The organism is Pandoraea sp. ISTKB, from assembly GCF_001721285.1.
GTDB lineage: Bacteria > Pseudomonadota > Gammaproteobacteria > Burkholderiales > Burkholderiaceae > Pandoraea > Pandoraea capi.
The window spans coordinates 1-17,427 of the sequence record NZ_MAOS01000051.1; the positions used below are offsets into that span (position 1 = coordinate 1).

12 protein-coding genes are annotated in these 17,427 nt (G+C 63.7%); 5 read left to right on the top strand and 7 right to left on the bottom strand.

Annotated elements, in window-relative coordinates:
* From A9762_RS19865 to map, 3 genes are all read left to right on the top strand, one after another.
* Positions 1–2,279, top strand: a 2,279-nt coding sequence (locus A9762_RS19865) for an autotransporter outer membrane beta-barrel domain-containing protein (protein WP_069343746.1), incomplete at its 5' end; no start/stop codon positions are given.
* Between the two features lie 121 nt (positions 2,280–2,400).
* Positions 2,401–2,655: a ParD-like family protein gene (locus A9762_RS19870; RefSeq protein WP_069343747.1), complete on the top strand. Its 255-nt coding sequence runs from the start codon at positions 2,401–2,403 to the stop codon at positions 2,653–2,655.
* Positions 2,655–3,497, top strand: a complete 843-nt coding sequence (gene map, locus A9762_RS19875) for a type I methionyl aminopeptidase (protein ID WP_069343748.1) — start codon at positions 2,655–2,657, stop codon at positions 3,495–3,497. Before A9762_RS19870 ends, map begins: the two co-directional genes overlap by 1 nt.
* Positions 3,498–3,581: 84 nt before the next feature.
* On the opposite strand, the gene A9762_RS19880 is transcribed toward map, so the two are convergent.
* The 7 genes from A9762_RS19880 to A9762_RS19910 all read right to left on the bottom strand — a co-directional run bounded on the left by A9762_RS19880 (position 3,582) and on the right by A9762_RS19910 (position 14,062).
* Complete coding sequence (locus A9762_RS19880; RefSeq protein WP_069343749.1) at positions 3,582–4,409, bottom strand: hypothetical protein; 828 nt, start codon at positions 4,407–4,409, stop codon at positions 3,582–3,584.
* A gap of 136 nt (positions 4,410–4,545) precedes the next feature.
* Positions 4,546–5,661, bottom strand: a complete 1,116-nt coding sequence (locus A9762_RS19885; RefSeq protein ID WP_069343778.1) for an HPP family protein — start codon at positions 5,659–5,661, stop codon at positions 4,546–4,548.
* Between the two features lie 326 nt (positions 5,662–5,987).
* On the bottom strand, positions 5,988–6,392 hold the full coding sequence (locus A9762_RS19890) for an RcnB family protein (protein ID WP_069343750.1): 405 nt from the start codon (positions 6,390–6,392) through the stop codon (positions 5,988–5,990).
* A gap of 500 nt (positions 6,393–6,892) precedes the next feature.
* Positions 6,893–8,467 (bottom strand): efflux transporter outer membrane subunit, encoded by a 1,575-nt coding sequence (locus A9762_RS19895; protein ID WP_069343751.1) that lies wholly within the window; start codon positions 8,465–8,467, stop codon positions 6,893–6,895.
* A 12-nt stretch (positions 8,468–8,479) separates the two neighbouring features.
* Positions 8,480–11,665: an efflux RND transporter permease subunit gene (locus A9762_RS19900; protein WP_069343752.1), complete on the bottom strand. Its 3,186-nt coding sequence runs from the start codon at positions 11,663–11,665 to the stop codon at positions 8,480–8,482.
* Positions 11,666–11,757: 92 nt separating this feature from the next.
* The gene (locus A9762_RS19905; protein WP_069343753.1) at positions 11,758–13,086 is read right to left on the bottom strand and encodes an efflux RND transporter periplasmic adaptor subunit; all 1,329 of its coding nucleotides are present in this window, start codon (positions 13,084–13,086) and stop codon (positions 11,758–11,760) included.
* Positions 13,087–13,114: 28 nt separating this feature from the next.
* Entirely contained in the window at positions 13,115–14,062 is a 948-nt protein-coding gene (locus tag A9762_RS19910) for an alpha/beta hydrolase (protein WP_371443122.1), read from the bottom strand.
* Positions 14,063–14,302: 240 nt separating this feature from the next.
* On the opposite strand from A9762_RS19910, the gene A9762_RS19915 reads away from it, so the two are divergent.
* Together A9762_RS19915 and A9762_RS19920 are read left to right on the top strand one after the other, a co-directional pair.
* Positions 14,303–15,316 (top strand): LysR family transcriptional regulator, encoded by a 1,014-nt coding sequence (locus A9762_RS19915; RefSeq protein ID WP_069343755.1) that lies wholly within the window; start codon positions 14,303–14,305, stop codon positions 15,314–15,316.
* A 276-nt stretch (positions 15,317–15,592) separates the two neighbouring features.
* Entirely contained in the window at positions 15,593–17,389 is a 1,797-nt protein-coding gene (locus A9762_RS19920; RefSeq protein ID WP_069343756.1) for a hypothetical protein, read from the top strand.
* Positions 17,390–17,427 lie beyond the last annotated feature (38 nt).

Here is a 17,427-nt window from a genome sequence, read left to right on the forward strand (position 1 = left end):
TCGGCGGGACGGGCGGGGGCGACAGCACTGGCGGAACGGCCGGGCCCGCGGGCGTCGGCGGCGTCGGTGTACAGGGGCAGAACATTACGGTGGAAAACGCCGGGACCATCACCGGCGGTTTATCCGGCACTGGTGTTCAGAACGACGCCGTTCGCTTCACCGGCGGAACGAACTCGCTGGAGCTGCGTGCAACCTCGGTCATCAACGGTACGGTCAATGCGAACACCGGTACCAATACGCTGATTCTGGGCGGTGCGCAAAACGCCGCGTTCGATGCTTCGTTGATCGGACCTACGGCGCAGTATCAGGGCTTCGTCGCGTATCACAAGACGGGGACCAGTACCTGGACATTGAACAACACGACGACCGCGCTTACCCCCTGGACGCTGTTCGCAGGCACGCTCGTGGTCAGCCAGGACGCCAGCCTCGGCGCACCTGCCGGGACGTTGACGTTCAACGGCGGCACGCTGCAACTGGGCGCGAGCTTCGATCTCGCCGCCGGTCGTCCCGTCGTGCTCGATACCAACGGCGGCACGATCGACACGCAGGCGTTCAATTCGACCATCACGCAGGGCATCACGGGCACGGGCGCGCTCACCAAGCTGGGTAGCGGCATGTTGCTGCTGAACGGCAACAACAGCTACACCGGTGCGACGAACGTGAACGCGGGCACGCTTGCCATTGGCGCGCCGACCTCGCCGACGGCTGCGCTCTCGGGTGGCGGTGCGGTGACCGTGGCCGGCGGTGCGACGCTCGGCGGCTACGGCAGCGTGACGGGCAACGTGCAGAACAACGGCACGATTGCGGTCGCCAACGCCATACCGGCGTTTGCCTCGGGCAGTGCCGGTAACTTCACGGTGCAGGGCACGCTCACGAACGCCGGGTTGCTGCAACTGGCCGGTTCCCGCGTCGGTAATACGTTGACGGTGGCAGGCAATTACGTCGGCCAGAATGCGAATGCGACGCTCAACACCCAGCTCGGCGCGGATAACTCGCCGACGGACAAGATCGTCATCAACGGCGGCAGTGCGAGCGGTGCGACGGCGCTGAAGATCGTCAACGCAGGGGGCAGCGGGGCACAGACACTGGCCGACGGTATTCAGGTCGTGCAGGCAACCAACGGAGGCACGACATCGACGAGTGCCTTCAGCGGTGGCTCGGCCAGTGCGGGCGCGTATACGTACTACCTGTATCGGGGCGGCGTGAACGCGGGCACGGAAAACAATTGGTACCTGCGCTCTAGGACGCCGGACACGACGACGCCACCGCCGCTGGTCGTCGATCCGATAGTGCCGATTCCGCCGACGACTGATCCGGGCACGCCGATCTATCGGTCCGAGGTGCCGGTCTACAGCGCGGTGCCATCACTCCTGCGCGAACTGGCGGTGCAGCAGATCGGCACGTTCCACGATCGCCTCGGCGGGCAGTCGCTGCTCTCCGAAGACGGCTCGTTGCGTGCCGGATGGGGCCGCGTCTGGGGTGACCATCTGTCGCAGGACCTCAGTGGCGGCGTCAATCCGTCGTTCAGCGGCACGATCTTCGGGTTCCAGGTCGGGCAGGATCTTTACGCCGCCTCGACCGAGAGCGGGCATCGTAATCACTACGGTCTGTTCGCCGGATATGCCCGGGCGAGCGGCGACGTCAGCGGTTTCGCACTCGCCACGCCGAACCTGTCCGCAGGCAGCTTGCAGATGAACGCGTTCAGCTTCGGCGGCTACTGGACGCACATCGCCCCGAACGGCGGCTATACCGATACCGTGTTGATGGGAACCACGTCGTCGGTGAACCCGAGTTCGTTGCAGGGCAATACGGCGTCGACGCGTGCGAATGCCTTTACGGCGTCGGTCGAAGGCGGGCTGCCGTTCGCGGTGTCTCAGAACGTGACGCTCGAACCGCAGGCACAGTTGATCTATCAGTATTCCCACATCAACGACCTGACCGACCCGGCGGCAACCGTCTCGTTCAAAAGTGCCAACGAGGTGATCGGGCGGCTGGGGCTGCGTCTGCAATCCCAGTTCCAGGCCTGCGGGGTGAACTGGAAGCCTTATCTGCGCTTCGACGTGCTGCGTTACTTCGGCGGGTCCGACACGGTGACGTACTCCGGCGCGGATCGCTTCACCACGAACGTCGGTTCGACGCAGGGACACGTGGGCGGTGGCATCTACGCGCGCGTGAACCAGAAGGTGAGCGTCTATCTGACGGCAGGGTACTGGTTCAATATGGGCGGCGATTATCGCCGTACGGTCGAAGGCAATGCCGGCGTCCGCCTGACCTGGTGATGGCCTGAGCGCCAACCCGGCGTCGATCGCCGGGTTGGCCGTGATGGTGCAGGGAAGACAATTCGGCGTAAGGCTGCTAATATACGTTTCGTAGCTATTTCGTATATATGGAGCCCGCAACATGGGTATCGTCAAGATATCGGAGCAAATGCATGAGGCGCTGCGCAACACCAGCGGCGCGCTCAGTCGCTCGATCAACGCGCAAGCCGAGCATTGGCTGCGCGTCGGCATGCTCGCCGAATTGAATCCGACGTTGAGTTACGGCGAGATCTGCCGTCGACTCATCGAATCAGAAGGCGGTCCGGTCGGGGAGACCGGGACCGTCGCTTCTCCAGCAACCGGTGCACCCGTCACCGTATTGAACAAGGTGGCGTAATGGTGCGCGAACGCGTTGTAATCCGCTCGAACGAAGAAGTTGCCCTGTCGCGCCGCGCCGGGGAGATGGCCGCGCAAGTGCTCGCGATGATCGGCGAGCATGTGAAGCCGGGCGTCACGACCGACGAACTCGACCGTCTGTGTCACGACTTCATCGTGAACGAACTGAAGGCCATTCCGGCCAACATCGGCTATCACGGGTATCCGAAGACGGTGTGTGCGTCGGTGAATCACGTTGTCTGCCATGGCATTCCCGGCGACAAGAAGCTGCACGACGGCGATATCGTGAACATCGACGTCGCCCTTATCAAGGACGGCTGGTACGGCGACACGAGCCGCATGTACTACGCGGGCAAGCCGAGCATTCTGGCCAAGCGTCTGGTCGACACGACCTACGAGGCGATGCTCGCGGGCATTCGTGCGGTGCGCCCGGGCGCGACGCTCGGTGACGTGGGCTATGCGATCCAGACGGTGGCGCATCGCGAAGGCTTCAGCATCGTGCGTGACTACTGCGGTCACGGCATCGGCACGACGTATCACGACGACCCGCAGGTGCTGCATTATGGCCGTCCGGGCACGGGCCTGACGCTGCGCCCGGGCATGATTTTCACCATCGAGCCGATGGTCAATGTCGGCAAGCCCGACACGAAGCAACTGGCCGACGGCTGGACAGTCGTGACACGCGACCGCTCGCTCTCCGCACAGTGGGAGCACATGGTCGCCGTGACCGAGACCGGTTTTCAGGTGCTCACGCAATGGCCGGACGGACTGGGTGAATATGCGCGTTATGGGGCGCTGGATGGGCAGGAAGGTGTGGCAGCGACGGTGAATGTCGCTGCCTGACTGACGGCAGTCGGACGACATTCGTCAGCGGTGGATTGAATCAGGACGGGGCGCAGCGCATGCGCCCCGTTTTGCGTTGATCGCTTACAAACCTTCAGGGGCGTCCCCGAAGGTGAGCAACTGGTCGGCGTATCGACGATAGAGCCAGCCCAGAACGGCGCACGCGACGGCGAGATAAACGATGGAGATCACCGCTTGCAGTATCAGTGACCCCAGCACCGCAATCGTCGCCTGAGGCATCAGTTTCAAGATGACCTGCAAGATGACAAATGCGATCAGTCCGCCGATGATCAGTGGAATGAGGGTGGCGATCGAGGTGCCGAAAATCGACCAGAAATGGCCCCGCGAGTCTTGCCACGCCGAGCGCCAGCGTTTGCTGCGTCCCACGGCAATCTGCGGAAAGATCAGCGAGATACGCACCAGCAGGAAGAGCGATGCGCAGATCAACAGCACGAGAAGTGTTCCCACCAGCGCATAGGAGCCTCCTCGTCCCGTCAGACGCATGATGATGACGGCGATGGGAATGGCGACGATGAGCACAATCCACCAGACAATCGCCACCTGAAATGACGTCAGCACGTAACGTCGCACACCGCGATCGATCCACGAGGCTTGTCTGGCGGCATCCGGCCCGAGAATGACATAGCGCAGGACATGCACGGCGAGGATCGCCATGGCGAAAAGATTCACGAGGCTGACGGCGAATGACAGCAGTGAAATCTGGAGGCGGAATAACGCGGGAGACGCGCTTTGCGATGCGGTCAGTGCCAATTGCCGGAAAGACACGCCAAGCGCCGAAGTGATGAGAAAGACAACCGCAATCGAAAGACACAACAGCGGTCGATTGCGTAACGCGTTGAGACCGTCGATCCATGCTCCCTTGAAACACTGCTTGAACGTTATCGGTTCCATGTTTCCCCCTGAGCGAATATCGCTTCGTTGATCGAAGCTGTACGGCGTTGTGCGTTACAACGCCGCCATTCTTGCAGATCGGCCTACGGCTGACAATCGCTGCTTGGGGAGGGGGCTTGGGGGCAGTCTCGAAGCGTTATGCGCTCATCACCTTGCGAAGCACTTCGGCATGCGTGACAACGCCAACCAGTCGGGCGGCATCGTCGAGCACGGGCAACGTGCCGTGACGTTGCGCCGCGAGCAGCGGCACGAGTTCGGAGAGCGGCATACCGGCGGTCGCCGATTTCAGCTCGCCCTGCATGAGGTCACGTATCGCCGGGCGTTGGCTCGAGCCGAACGATGTCGCGAAGCGCGGCCAGCGTTGTGCGCGAGCACGCCGCGCGTGCAGATCGTGACGCGTCACCAAGCCGATCACGCGTGCGTCGCCATCGACGACGGGCAGCACATCCAGCCCGTGACGCTGCAACAACCGCCACGCTGCCGGCGCCTCGTCGTGCGCTTGCACTTTCGCCAGCGGCGGGCCCATGACGTCGGCCGCCGTCAACTCACGCGCACGTCTTGCATAGGCCTCGCGCTGCGTGTCGCGAAGCAGACTGGCCAGATCGTCTGCCGAAATGTCGAGCAGTTCGCTACGACGGGCGAGGGCCTTTTCGGCATCGGCCGTCGTGACCGGAATCGCCTGCGCGTTGACCGGCTTCGCGGGCGCCTGAGCGCGCACGGCATGCGGGTAACGATGACCGGTGATCGCGTGATAGGCGATGGCGGAGCCGAGCAGCATGATGGTTTGCAAGGCAATCGGTTCGAGCACGAAGCCGTAACCCAGTGCATGGACCGAAGGGCCGCCCAGCACGGCCGTCAGGGCGACGGCGCCCGAGGGCGGGTGCACGCAGCGCAGCGTGAACATCAATGCGATGGATACGCCTACCGCCGCTGCGGCCGCAATGACCGGGCTGGGGATGAACATGGCGCACGTCACGCCGACGACGGCCGCGACCAGATTGCCGCCGAGAATCGACCACGGCTGTGCGAGAGGACTGGCAGGCACGCCGAACAGCAGAACAGCGGAGGCGCCCATCGGCGCCACCAGCCAGGGGATGTAGGTCGCGGGGCCGAGCAACCAGAGCATCAGGCCGCCGGTCAGACCGATACCACAGAGCGCGCCGATGCCTGCGCGAAGCCGCTCGCGCAGGTGCACCGCCGCTACGGCAGGCAGAAAGCCTGCCATCCAGTCGCCTACATCACGTCGTGTCATTGCCATGTCGTCCCGCTCCATCGACCGCACCTTCTTGGGGCGGCACTTTGATATTTTGTGCATGATATATCGTATATCGATGAATTGGGAGGGCGGGAGCGCGTGATTTTAATGCTGCGTCGCAGCGAAATCGGCGTTCCTACCGAGCTGTGGGCAAAGCGGCGCACCAAAATGAGGAAAACGAGACGTATAGGGCGTGAAGGTTGCTGAGCGGGGAGAGGCGCGGGACAAACAAAAATGCGGCAGAGCTTTGCGCTCTGCCGCATGGCTGGCGAGTCAGCGGAATTTCGCGACGCCGGAAAGGTCTGCCCGACGTCGGTGGCCTATCAGTGTCCGCCTACGATCTGGACGATGACGCCCGAGCCGTTGACCAGCAGGAAGTCGCCGCCCACGCCAACCCAGTGATGGCCGCGCTTGGGGGCGTCGAGATGGTATTGGCGGTAATCGTCGACGCGATACTGGGCGTCACGATACTGCTGCGGTACGCGGTCGCCCTTGCGCCAGTCGGGGTGTTGCCATGCATCGTTGCCCGGACCGCCGGGACCGCCTTGCGCACGTGGCGGCGGACCGCCAGGGTGTCCCTTCTGCGGGCCGTGTCCCGGAGGACCGCCGTGCGGGCCGCCCGGTTGATGCCCCGGCGGACCACCCGGGCCGCCTTGCGCGAGGACGAGGGATGAGGAAACCGCCAGACCGGCGGCGAGGCACAGCGACAGTGTCTTGCGCATCTTCATTATTTGCACTCCTTATCGTAGGGTCCGTCGGATCGAAGGACCGCACTCGGGGGAAGCATTCGAGATGACTTGCCAGCAACGGTTGCCGCTGTCGTGCCGTTTGCATGATCAAAGGACGTGTTGCGCTCGATGTCCGGAAATGGACCCCGGAGATGCAACATGCGCGGCAAGACAGCGAAAACCGTGCGTCCATCCTACCATCGTCGGCAAAAAAAGAGCCCGGACTTGCCCGGGGTCTTTGACCTGGGGCATGTACCGGGCAAGCAGGGACGCAGGGAAGAAACCTGCTACGACTGAGCCTTCACGCGACGCGTGAGGCGCATCGAGACCGGCGGCACGCCAGGCGCGCGTCGGGGGCGGGTCGGCGCGTCTCTCGTCTTGGGGGTACGAGCGCGGCCGCCGGTTCGATGCATCCATGCTGGCAGGGGATCCTCGGGGGCGAACCCCCTGCCGGTCGCAGCTCAGTCAGTGCGACTCAGTCCAACTCAGTCCAACATGAATCAACGTGCAGCCACCGTCGCATTGGCGGCGCCAGACGTCTCCGGTGTACCCGGCGCGGCCGCCGTCGGTGCCGTGGCTGCATCGGCCGGCGTCGGCGACTTGGGCAGATCGCCCCAGCCACCGCCCAGTGCGCGAATCAGATTGACGGTCGATACCGCCTGCGCACCGGCCAGTTGCACGGCGCTGCGTTGCGACTGCAACACGGTGCGCTCGGCATCGATGACATCCAGATAGGCGATCGAGCCTTCCTGATACTGCGTGCGCGAGAGCTGTGCGGCGCGGTTCGATGCCTTGACGGCGTCGTCCTGTGCACGCGTTTGCTGATCGAGCAGGCGCAGATTCGACAGGTTGTCTTCGACTTCCTGGAACGCCACGAGCACTTGCTGACGATAGTTCGCCACGTCTTCTTCGTACTGCGCACGGGCACGCGACAAGTTGCCGCTGCGCGCGCCGCCGTCGAAGATCGGCATGGAGAGCAGACCGCCGACCACCGGGCCAAGCAGGAACGTGCGGCTCGACCAGTTGAACAGGTCGCCCAGCGTTGCCGCTTCGAAGCCGCCCGAGCCGGTCAGCGAGAGCGACGGGAAGAACGCGGCTTTCGCCACGCCGATCCGCGCATTCGCTGCGGCCATGGCACGCTCGGCTGCCGCGATGTCCGGACGACGCTCCAGCAGTGCCGAGGGCAGACCTGCCGGCACGCGTACCGTCACCGGCACGAGCGGGGTGGGCGTGAACGTGAATTCCGCCGGCGTCTTGCCCAGCAGAATCGCCAGGCTGTGCTCCGACGCTGCCCGCAGGCGAGCGACCGCCAGCGCATCGGACTGCGCCGTGGCCAGCTCGGCCTTGGCGCGCGCCACGTCCAGCTCGCCGATATCGCCTTCGGTAAAGCGACGCTGCACCAGCTTCAGGGCTTCTTCGCGCAGCGTGACCGTTTGCGTGTACAGCGCCTGTTCGGCGTCGAGCTCGCGCAGGTTGAAGTAGTTCTGTGCCACGTCGGCTTGCAGCGCCAACTGCACCGAGCGATACAGCGCTTCGCTCTGCTCGGCGTCCGCACGGGCGGCGGCGACGTTATCCGACACGCGACCGAACAGGTCGACTTCGTATCCGACGCTCGCCTGTGCGCGCCACAGCGTGTACGGCGCGATGTTCGTGCCGTCCGGCTGCAACTGCGACGCCGGCGAGATCTTCTGACGCGTCGGCCCGAATCCGGCATCAAGCGTGGGGAACAGCGCGGCACGTGCCTGACGCTGCACGCCGCGCGCTTCCTGCACGCGGGCGGCGGCGGCCTTCAGGTTCTGGTTGGCGGCCAGCGCGTCGTCTTCGAGCTTGTCGAGCGTAGCGTCGCCGAACACTTTCCACCATTCGCCGCGCGCCACGGCTTCCGACGGCTCGGCCGTCTTCCACGTGCCGGCCTGACCGGCCGGCAGGGCCGCTTCCTTGAAGGCCGTCGGCGTGCCCTTATCGGTCACCTTCGGCACTTCATATGTGGGGGCCATCGAGCAACCCGCCACCACCAGCAGGGTGGCGAGCAAGCCCGAGACGCCCAGACTACGTTTGATCCATTGCGATTGCATGATTGGCATCCTTCAGACTTCGGCCTTGACGTTGGCGGGCATGGTCGACGCGTGCGCACTATGCAGCGGCTTCTTGCCGGCCAGCGTACGGAGCAGCACGTAGAACACCGGCGTCAGGATCAGGCCGAAACCCGTCACCCCGATCATGCCGAAGAACACGGCCACACCCATCGCATGACGCATTTCCGAACCGGCGCCGGTCGACGTCACCAGCGGCACCACACCCATGATGAACGCGATGGACGTCATCAGAATCGGGCGCAGACGCAGACGGCTGGCTTCAATGGCGGCCGCAATGGCCGTGCGTCCCTGCATTTCCAGTTCCCGGGCGAATTCCACGATCAGAATCGCGTTTTTCGCCGAGAGCCCCACCAGCACCATCAGACCGATCTGCGTGAAGATGTTGTTATCCCCTCGCGTGAGCCACACACCGAACAGCGCGGACATGATGCTCATCGGCACGATCATGATCACGGCCAGCGGCAGCGTCAGGCTTTCGTACTGAGCGGCGAGCACCAGGAACACCAGCAGCACCGAGATCGGGAACACCCACAGCGCCGAGTCGCCCGCGAGAATCTGCTGATACGTCAGGTCCGTCCATTCGAACTTCACACCACGCGGCAGCGTTTCGGCAGCGATACGTTCCACGGCGGCTTGGGCCTGACCCGACGAGTAACCCGGTGCCGGACCTCCGTTGATGTCGGCAGCGGTGTAGCCGTTATAGCGAACCACCATTTCCGGACCGTACGTCGGCGAAACCTTCACCAGCGACGAGAGCGGGACCATTTCACCGTTGTTGTTACGCGTCTTGAGCAGGCCGATGTCGTCGGCATGCGCACGATACGGCGCGTCGGCTTGCACACGGACCTGATACACGCGGCCGAACTTGTTGAAGTCGTTCACGTACAGCGAGCCGAGGTAGATCTGCATGGTGTCGAACACGTCGGTGATCGGCACGCCCAACTGCTTGGCCTTCACACGGTCGAGGTCGACGTTGAGCTGCGGCACGTTGATCTGGTACGACGAGAACGTCGGGCCCAGTTCCTTCGTCTGCGAGGCCTTCTTGATGAACGCTTGCGTTGCGTCGTTCAGGGCTTCGTAGCCGAGTGCGCCACGGTCTTCCACTTGCAGCTTGAAGCCGCCGAGCGTACCCAGACCCAGCACCGGCGGGGGCGGGAACACGGCGATGAACGAGTCCTTGTTCTTCGCATACTCGCCGTTGAGCTTCGCGGCGATGGCACCGGCCGACAGCGACTTGTCCTTACGCTCGCTGAACGGCTTGAGCGTGACGAACACGATCCCTGCGGACGACGAGTTGGTGAAGCCGTTGACCGACAGACCCGGGAAGGCCACGGCGTTCTTCACGCCAGGGGTCTTCAGCGCGATCTCCGACATGTCGCGGATCACCTTGTCCGTGCGGTCGAGCGAAGCCCCGTTGGGCAACTGCGCGAATGCGATCAGGTATTCCTTGTCCTGCGCCGGCACGAAACCACCCGGCACGACCTTGCCCAGCAGCACGGTGATACCGAGCAGCACCGCGAAGATCGCCATCATGACGGCCTTGCGACCGATCACGCGGGTCACGCCGTGGCCGTACTTCTCCGAGCCGCGATGGAACACGCGGTTGAACGCGTTGAAGAAGCCACCCAGATAACGGTTCATCTGACGCGTAAGCCAGTCCGGCTTGGCGTGATGGTCCTTGAGCAGCAGGGCGGCCATGGCCGGCGACAGCGTGAGCGAGTTGAAGGCCGAGATCACCGTCGAGATGGCGATGGTCATGGCGAACTGCTTGTAGAACTGACCCGTCAGACCCGACATGAAGGCGAGCGGCACGAACACAGCCACGAGCGTGAGTGCAATCGCGATAATCGGACCGCTCACTTCACGCATGGCCTGATAGGTCGCTTCCTTCGGCGAAAGCCCGGCAGCAATGTTCCGTTCGACGTTTTCCACCACCACGATGGCGTCGTCCACCACGATACCGATCGCTAGCACCATCCCGAACAATGACAACGCGTTGATCGAGTAGCCGAAGCCGAGCAGCAGGGCGAACGTACCGACGATCGAGACCGGCACGGCGAGCAGCGGGATGATCGACGCGCGCCACGTTTGCAGGAACACGATCACCACGATCACCACCAGGGCGATGGCTTCGAGCAGCGTGTGGACGACGGCTTCGATCGACGAGCGAACGAACTGCGTCGGGTCATACGCGATACGGTATTCCACGCCCGGGGGCATGTCCTTTTGCAGGTCGACCATCGCAGCACGGACATCGTCCGAAATTTGCAGCGAGTTCGCACCCGGCGACTGGTTGATACCGAGGCCGATGGCCGGCTTGTTGTCGAGCAGCGAGCGCAGGCTATACGACGACGCGTCGAGTTCCACGCGCGCCACGTCGCTCAGGTGCGTGACAGCACCGTCCGGCGAGGTCTTCAGGATGATGTCGCGGAACTCTTCTTCCGTGTTCAGACGACCGCGCGTGTTCACGTTCAGTTGCAGCGGCGTGTTCGGACCGGCCGGCGTTGCACCGATCACACCGGCGGCGACCTGCACGTTCTGTTCACGGATCGACTTCACCACGTCAGACGCCGTCAGGCCGCGCTGGGCGACCTTGGCCGGATCGAGCCAGACACGCATCGAGTAGTCGCCGGCGCCCCACATCTGCACTTCGCCCACGCCCTTGATGCGCGAGAGGCGATCCTTGACGTTGATGAGCGCGTAGTTGCGCAGATACGTCATGTCGTAGCGGTCGTTCGGCGAGATCAGGTGCACCACCATCGTGAGCGTGGGCGAGGACTTGATCGTCGTCACGCCAAGACGCTGCACGTCGTCCGGCAGGCGCGGCAGCGCTTGCGAGACACGGTTCTGCACGAGCTGCTGGGCCTTGTCCGGGTCGGTGCCCAGACGGAAGGTCACCGTCGTGGTGAGGTTGCCGTCACTATTGGCCTGCGACTGCATGTACAGCATGTTTTCCACGCCGTTGATCTGCTCTTCGAGCGGCGATGCAACGGTCTCGGCGATCACCTTCGGGTTCGCGCCGGGGTATTGAGCGTGCACGACGACCGACGGCGGAACCACTTCCGGGTATTCCGAAATCGGCAGCTGGAACACGGCGATCAGGCCGGCCAGCAGCGTGAGGACCGATAACACGCCCGCAAATATGGGCCGGTCGATAAAGAATTTTGAGATGTTCATGACGAAACTCTGGGGTGTCGTTCAGCGTGCAATGTTGCTGTGTGCCTGCACGCGCATTTCGAGCATCGGACGCAATGAATGCACTGAGTACATTACGAGCGCGAAGCGGTTTTGGCCGCTGCGACCGATTGCGTCTTGTTGCCGTTCTGCGAAGTCTTCTGCGTAGCCGGTGTCGCGCTGGCGTCTTGGGTTGCCGGGGCGGGGGCCTTGGCGGCATCGTCGGCACCGGTGGTGGCGACAGCCGTCGGCGCGATGTCGTGGGCGTCGCCCGTGTCGCCGGCCATCTTCACGACCTTCGGCGAAACGGCGTCACCCGGACGTACACGTTGCAGACCATTCACGATGATGCGTTCGCCGTCCTTCAGGCCGCCGGCGATTTCCACCAGCCCGCCGTGACGCTCGCCCAACTGGACTTCGCGGTACTGCGCCTTGTTGGCCTGGTCGACGACCATCACGTACTTCTTGCTCTGGTCGGTGCCGATGGCGGCTTCGTCCACGAGCAGCGCCGGGTGCGGCTCGCCGCCGCCGACGCGAATACGTGCATAGAGGCCCGGGACGAGCGCGCCGTCGGCGTTATCGAAGCGCGCGCGAACGCGGATCGTGCCGGACGTGGTGTCGAAGCGGTTATCCACCGAGTACACCGTGCCCTTGCGCGAGTAGCCCGATTCGTTGGCGAGACCCAGATCGACGGGCACGCCGCTCGGCTTGGCGGTATCGCGCGAGAGATAGCGCAGGTAGGTCTGTTCGTCGACGTCGAACGCCGCGTAGATTGGCGAGACCGACACCACCGTAGTCAGCGCGGGCGATTGCGCGCCTGCCGACACGGTGTTGCCGACCGTGATTTCCGCACGCGATACACGCCCGGCCACCGGCGCCACGATCTGCGTGTAACCGAGATTGATGCGGGCGGTTTCCAGCGCGGCCTGTGCCGCCTTCACGTTCGCAACGGCTTCGCGTGCGGCGTTTTCCTTCTGGTCGAAGTCCTTCTTCGCGATGGCGTTATCCGTGATCAGGCGCTGCGCACGCGCGAGGTCGGTGCTGGTGAAGACGTCGCGCGCCTGGGCGGACGCGAGCTGCGCGGCAGCGCGGTCCACTTCGGCGGCGTACGGACGCGGGTCGATCGTGAACAGGGCGTCACCCTTTTTCACGAGTTGGCCGTCCTTGAAATGCACGGCGGTGATGGTGCCTGACACGAGCGGCTTGATGTCGACGCGGTCGACGGCGTCGAGCCGTCCCGAATAGCTTTGCCAGTCGGTCACGGTACGCGACAGCACGTTGGCAACGTCGACTTCCACGGTGGGCATGACTTGCGCAGCGGGCGTGCTGGCGTCGACACGCACGACAGTGAGCGTGCCGATGGCCAGGAGCGCAGCCGTGGCGGCAGCAGCGATAAGTACGGGTTTGCGAGCGAGGGTGGTCATTTTTTCAAATCTCCGGGATCGGATGGACTCACTGGGTAGAGCCGGTGGCAGGCGGTGCCAGCCGACGTGTCAGGAACGTGGCCACGTCCCGCAGCGCTGCGGGAAGTGCGGCCAGACCGTAATGGGAAGCGCTGCGATGGCGCGTGACCTGTGTCGGCACGCCGGCCGCGATCAGCTCGGCAGCGTATTTTTCAGCTTCGACGTGCAGCAGGTCGTGTTCGGCGGAGGCGATCAGCGTGGGCGGCAGGCCCGCGAGACGGCGAGATTCGAGCGGCGCGGCATATGGATGCAGACGTTGCGTGGCATGCGGCAAATAGGCGCGATAGCAACGGGCGCACTCGTTCGCTTCGATGTCGCTGGGCGTGCCGCCGTCGGCCAGACGCGTCATGCTGGGATCGAGCAGCGGAGCGAGCAGCGCCTGCGCCGAGATGCTGATCTCGCCGCGGTCGCGGGCAATCATCGTCAGGGCCGCAGCGATGTTGCCGCCCGAGTCGTGGCCTGCCACGGCGAGCCGACGCGGGCTGGCGCCGTAACGGCGGGCGTTGCGTTGCAGCCACAGCGCGGCGCACCAGGCGTCTTCCGGTGCGGCAGGAAACGGGTGTTCCGGCGCGAGCGAGTAACCGACCGAGACGACCAGCGCGGGGACGTTCAGCGCCAGGTAGCGCGCGGCGGCGTCGCCGTCGTCGAGCGAACCCCGGCAGAACCCGCCACCGTGGAAATACAGCACGGCGGGCAAATGGGCTTCGAGCGGCACGACGACGCCCGGTTGCCCCGTGGCTGCCGAGGATTCGGCGGTCGTGCTGGCGGCGGACTTGCCGTCCGGCCGGTACAGGCGCAGCGTGACCGGGGCGACATGGCCCTCGATGCTTACCTCTTCGATGCGCAGTCCGTCATCGGTGCGGAACATCTGACCGCTCGATCCCGGCGATCCCGATTTTCCCGCTTGGCCCGACTTCGACTTGGCGTTGGCTGACATATGGCTTTGGGTTCGCGCGAGCGATACCCCTCTGATGACATTCGATGGAGCGAAGTCTAGAGGCCACGGACATTGGGATAAACGCCTATAATTTGGCAACACTGTTCGGTCAGCTCGACTAATCGGCCTCAGCCTTATGGGCGTTGACTTATGCCGTCGACCAATAAGCATATGCATTGGCGACGAAGTGAAATTTCGTCGGGCCGGCCAGTGAAACGGTGTCTTCAATGGGGAAATATCATGGATCGCTTGCAAGCGATGCAGGTCTTCACGCGGGTGGTCGAGGCGAATAGCTTCTCGCGTGCCGCCGACAACCTTGGGTTGCCGCGCACCTCGGTGACCACGATCATTCAGAACCTGGAGTCGCATCTGGGCACGCGTTTGCTCCAGCGAACGACCCGGCGACTCAATCTCACGCCCGATGGCGCGGCGTATTACGAGCGCTGCCTGCGCATTCTGGCGGATATCGAGGAGACCGAATCCTCGTTCCGGGAGAGCAGCCAACGGGTGCGCGGCAAGTTGCGCGTGGACATGCCGGGCTCACTCGGCAAGCTCGTCGTGCTGCCGCAGATGTGTGAATTCCGCGATCGCTATCCCGAAATCGAACTGATGATCGGCATGGGCGACAAGCCCGTCGACCTGATTCAGGAGGGGGTGGATTGCGTGCTGCGTGTCGGGACGCTTCAGGATTCCAGCCTTGTCGCGCGCCGTGTCGGCCTGTTCCAGAGCCTGACGTGCGCGTCGCCTGGCTATCTGGAGCGCATGGGCATGCCGCATACGCTCGACGATTTGCAGCGGCACACGGCGGTGCACTATTTTTCGAGCCGCACGGGGCGCGTGATCGAAGAGCAGTTCGTGGTGGACGGCAAGGAGATCGAAATCCACATGCAGGGCACGGTCGCGGTCAACGATGCCGAAGCGTACCTCCAGCTCGGACTGGCGGGCGTGGGCACCGTGCAACTGGCCCGCTTCATGGCGTTGCCGTATCTGCAATCGGGGCAGTTGGTCGAGATCCTGCATCAATGGAAACCGCCGCCCATGCCGATTTCGGCGGTCTATCCGCATAATCGTCATTTGTCGCCTAAAGTTCGCGTATTTGTCGACTTCATCGCGGAAATATTCGAGCGATGCCCGTTGTTGCAGGGGCTCGACGAGACCGCCGCGCAGTGCAAACCGACCGTTGCGGCGGCCGACGAGGACATGCGCTGGGCGACCTACGGCACAGAAATGTCCCCTCAGGAAGTGGTGGTTTGACGTCGTGATTTGAGCGATTTCTGCGCGCGTGTGAAAAGGCCCAATGGGAGACTTGGGCCTTTTCATTGTGCTGAGGGTGTGGAAATGCCCACGCTCGCTCATTTCCGTCATGTCTGCCTTGATGTCATCGACGCATCGCCGTCCTCGTTTCCCATCCTCCTCCTCGACCGTCGGTCTCTCGTGTTTCGCTCACCGTTGCACTGAGCGGCGCGCCATTCCGCTTCATCGCAACTGCCCGTCCTTGGTGCCGACGCTTGCGCCATCGCGAGGGCTGCAATGATTTCGAGTGCCCTGCACGCGCTGAGAGGCGCGCTTCAATCGTGCCGGACCTTCGAGTCGCCGGCCGCACAATTGACCCACACGATGGACGCGCTGGACAGCAGTCTGAGAACCTGCTCGGCGGGCGCGGCCGAACTCGACAAGGCGATCGGACGCGTCGAGAAGGCGTTTGCCAAAGGCGATGGCCGGAAGGTGATCGAAGGTGCCTTCGCACCGGACATCGATCTCGGCGTGTTCGTCAAACGTCTTGTGCGCAACCACATCACAACATCTCGCACCGGGCTGGATCACGCACTTGCCTCCCATTCGTACCGTCACCTGGATGGGCAGGCCCGGGGGCTGATCCGTTGCGTCCGACCGGAGGTGCGCGCCGAAATCGTGCGGCGATGGACGGAACCCGAAGGGTCATCCGTGCACGTGACCGAGGGCAAGGTCGTGGCACTGGATATTCCCGGCACCGACTTTCGTTGCGCGTTGATCGACGGCGGATTTTCGTCGCTCGGCCTCAATCTGTCGCAAAGCGAGGCGACGCAATTGCTGCTCGCGCGGCCTGAGGGAACGCCGCCGGGCACGACGCTGCTGCAAATGCTGCCGGGGCTGGGGGAGGACCACACGGTCGGCAACTACTTTCTGATCTGTGCGGCGATCGGCTCGGACGGAAGCTTGTCGCCGGGGCTGGATTCGGACGCGGTTTACTCGCTTGCGGCCGAAGCACATGACTTTCTGAAGGATATCGAGGGCGATGTATCGGTGCGCGAGCCGCTCGCCAGATTCTTCAACTGGATGGGCGACAACACTCGTGCGGCGCAATCTCGCGAGATCGCAGCGACGCTGCGTGAGGGGATGGACCCCCGCGACAATCTGCGTCTGGGCGAAGTCGCGCGCGGGGCGCTCACGACGACCGACGAGATTCGAGCGTTCAATCAGGCGAGCGTTGCCGAAAACCGGCAATGGGCGGGCTTTCACTACGCACGCGCTGAGAAACCGAGACTGGCCGTCGACCAGTATCTGAAGTCCGCGAAGGCCTTCGAAGCGGTGCGTCAAAGCGACATGGCGGCGACGATGTACGCCAATGCGGCTGAAAAGCTGGCGTCTTATGAGGTGTTTCCAGAGGTGATCGATGTACTTCATGACGCCATCCGATCCTACGGCGGCGCTCATGGCTCGGCGTCCAAAGTCGGGTTGCGCTGTGCCGACGCGTTCGCTGCGCGGGGTCTGCATGTCAGCGCGGCGATGACGCATGAATTGCTGGCCAGCCATCTGTGGCCCGAGCGGGAAAGTCGCAATGTTTTTGCCTCACCCGACACGGGCGCTGCCGGCAAACGGGCGCTGGCCGAGACGCATCTGCAAAAGGCACGCGAGATATTTGCCGCAATCGGGCTCTCGGAAACGATGCGCGACCTGCCGGGCCTGATTCGTTCGGCCATTGCCGCGAATCTCGATACGTTGACCTCGCAGGACGGGTTGATCGGAAACGATTTCGTCGTCTATTTCGAGGGGGCGAGCGACGTGATCTCACAAGAGGGGTTCGACGAGCACGCGTCGCTCGACTGGGTCTTGTTTCGACGAAGCCCTCGGGACGACGTCAGGCAAGTCTATGAGCTCATGACCGAAGACACGCGCCGGGCTCTGGTCTCCCGGGGCGGGCGGCATCTCTATCGGCAGGTGCCTTTGGAGGCGTCGGATTTCGTCGACGGTGTCGCGGCGCTCGACATGCTGACGACGCGGCAAGCCACCGGCGCCTTGAAGGTCGTGCTGAGGTTCGATGACGACAGCGCGCCGACCGACCTGTGACGCCGTGTGAATCGCATGCTCGCTTAGGCGCCTAAGCA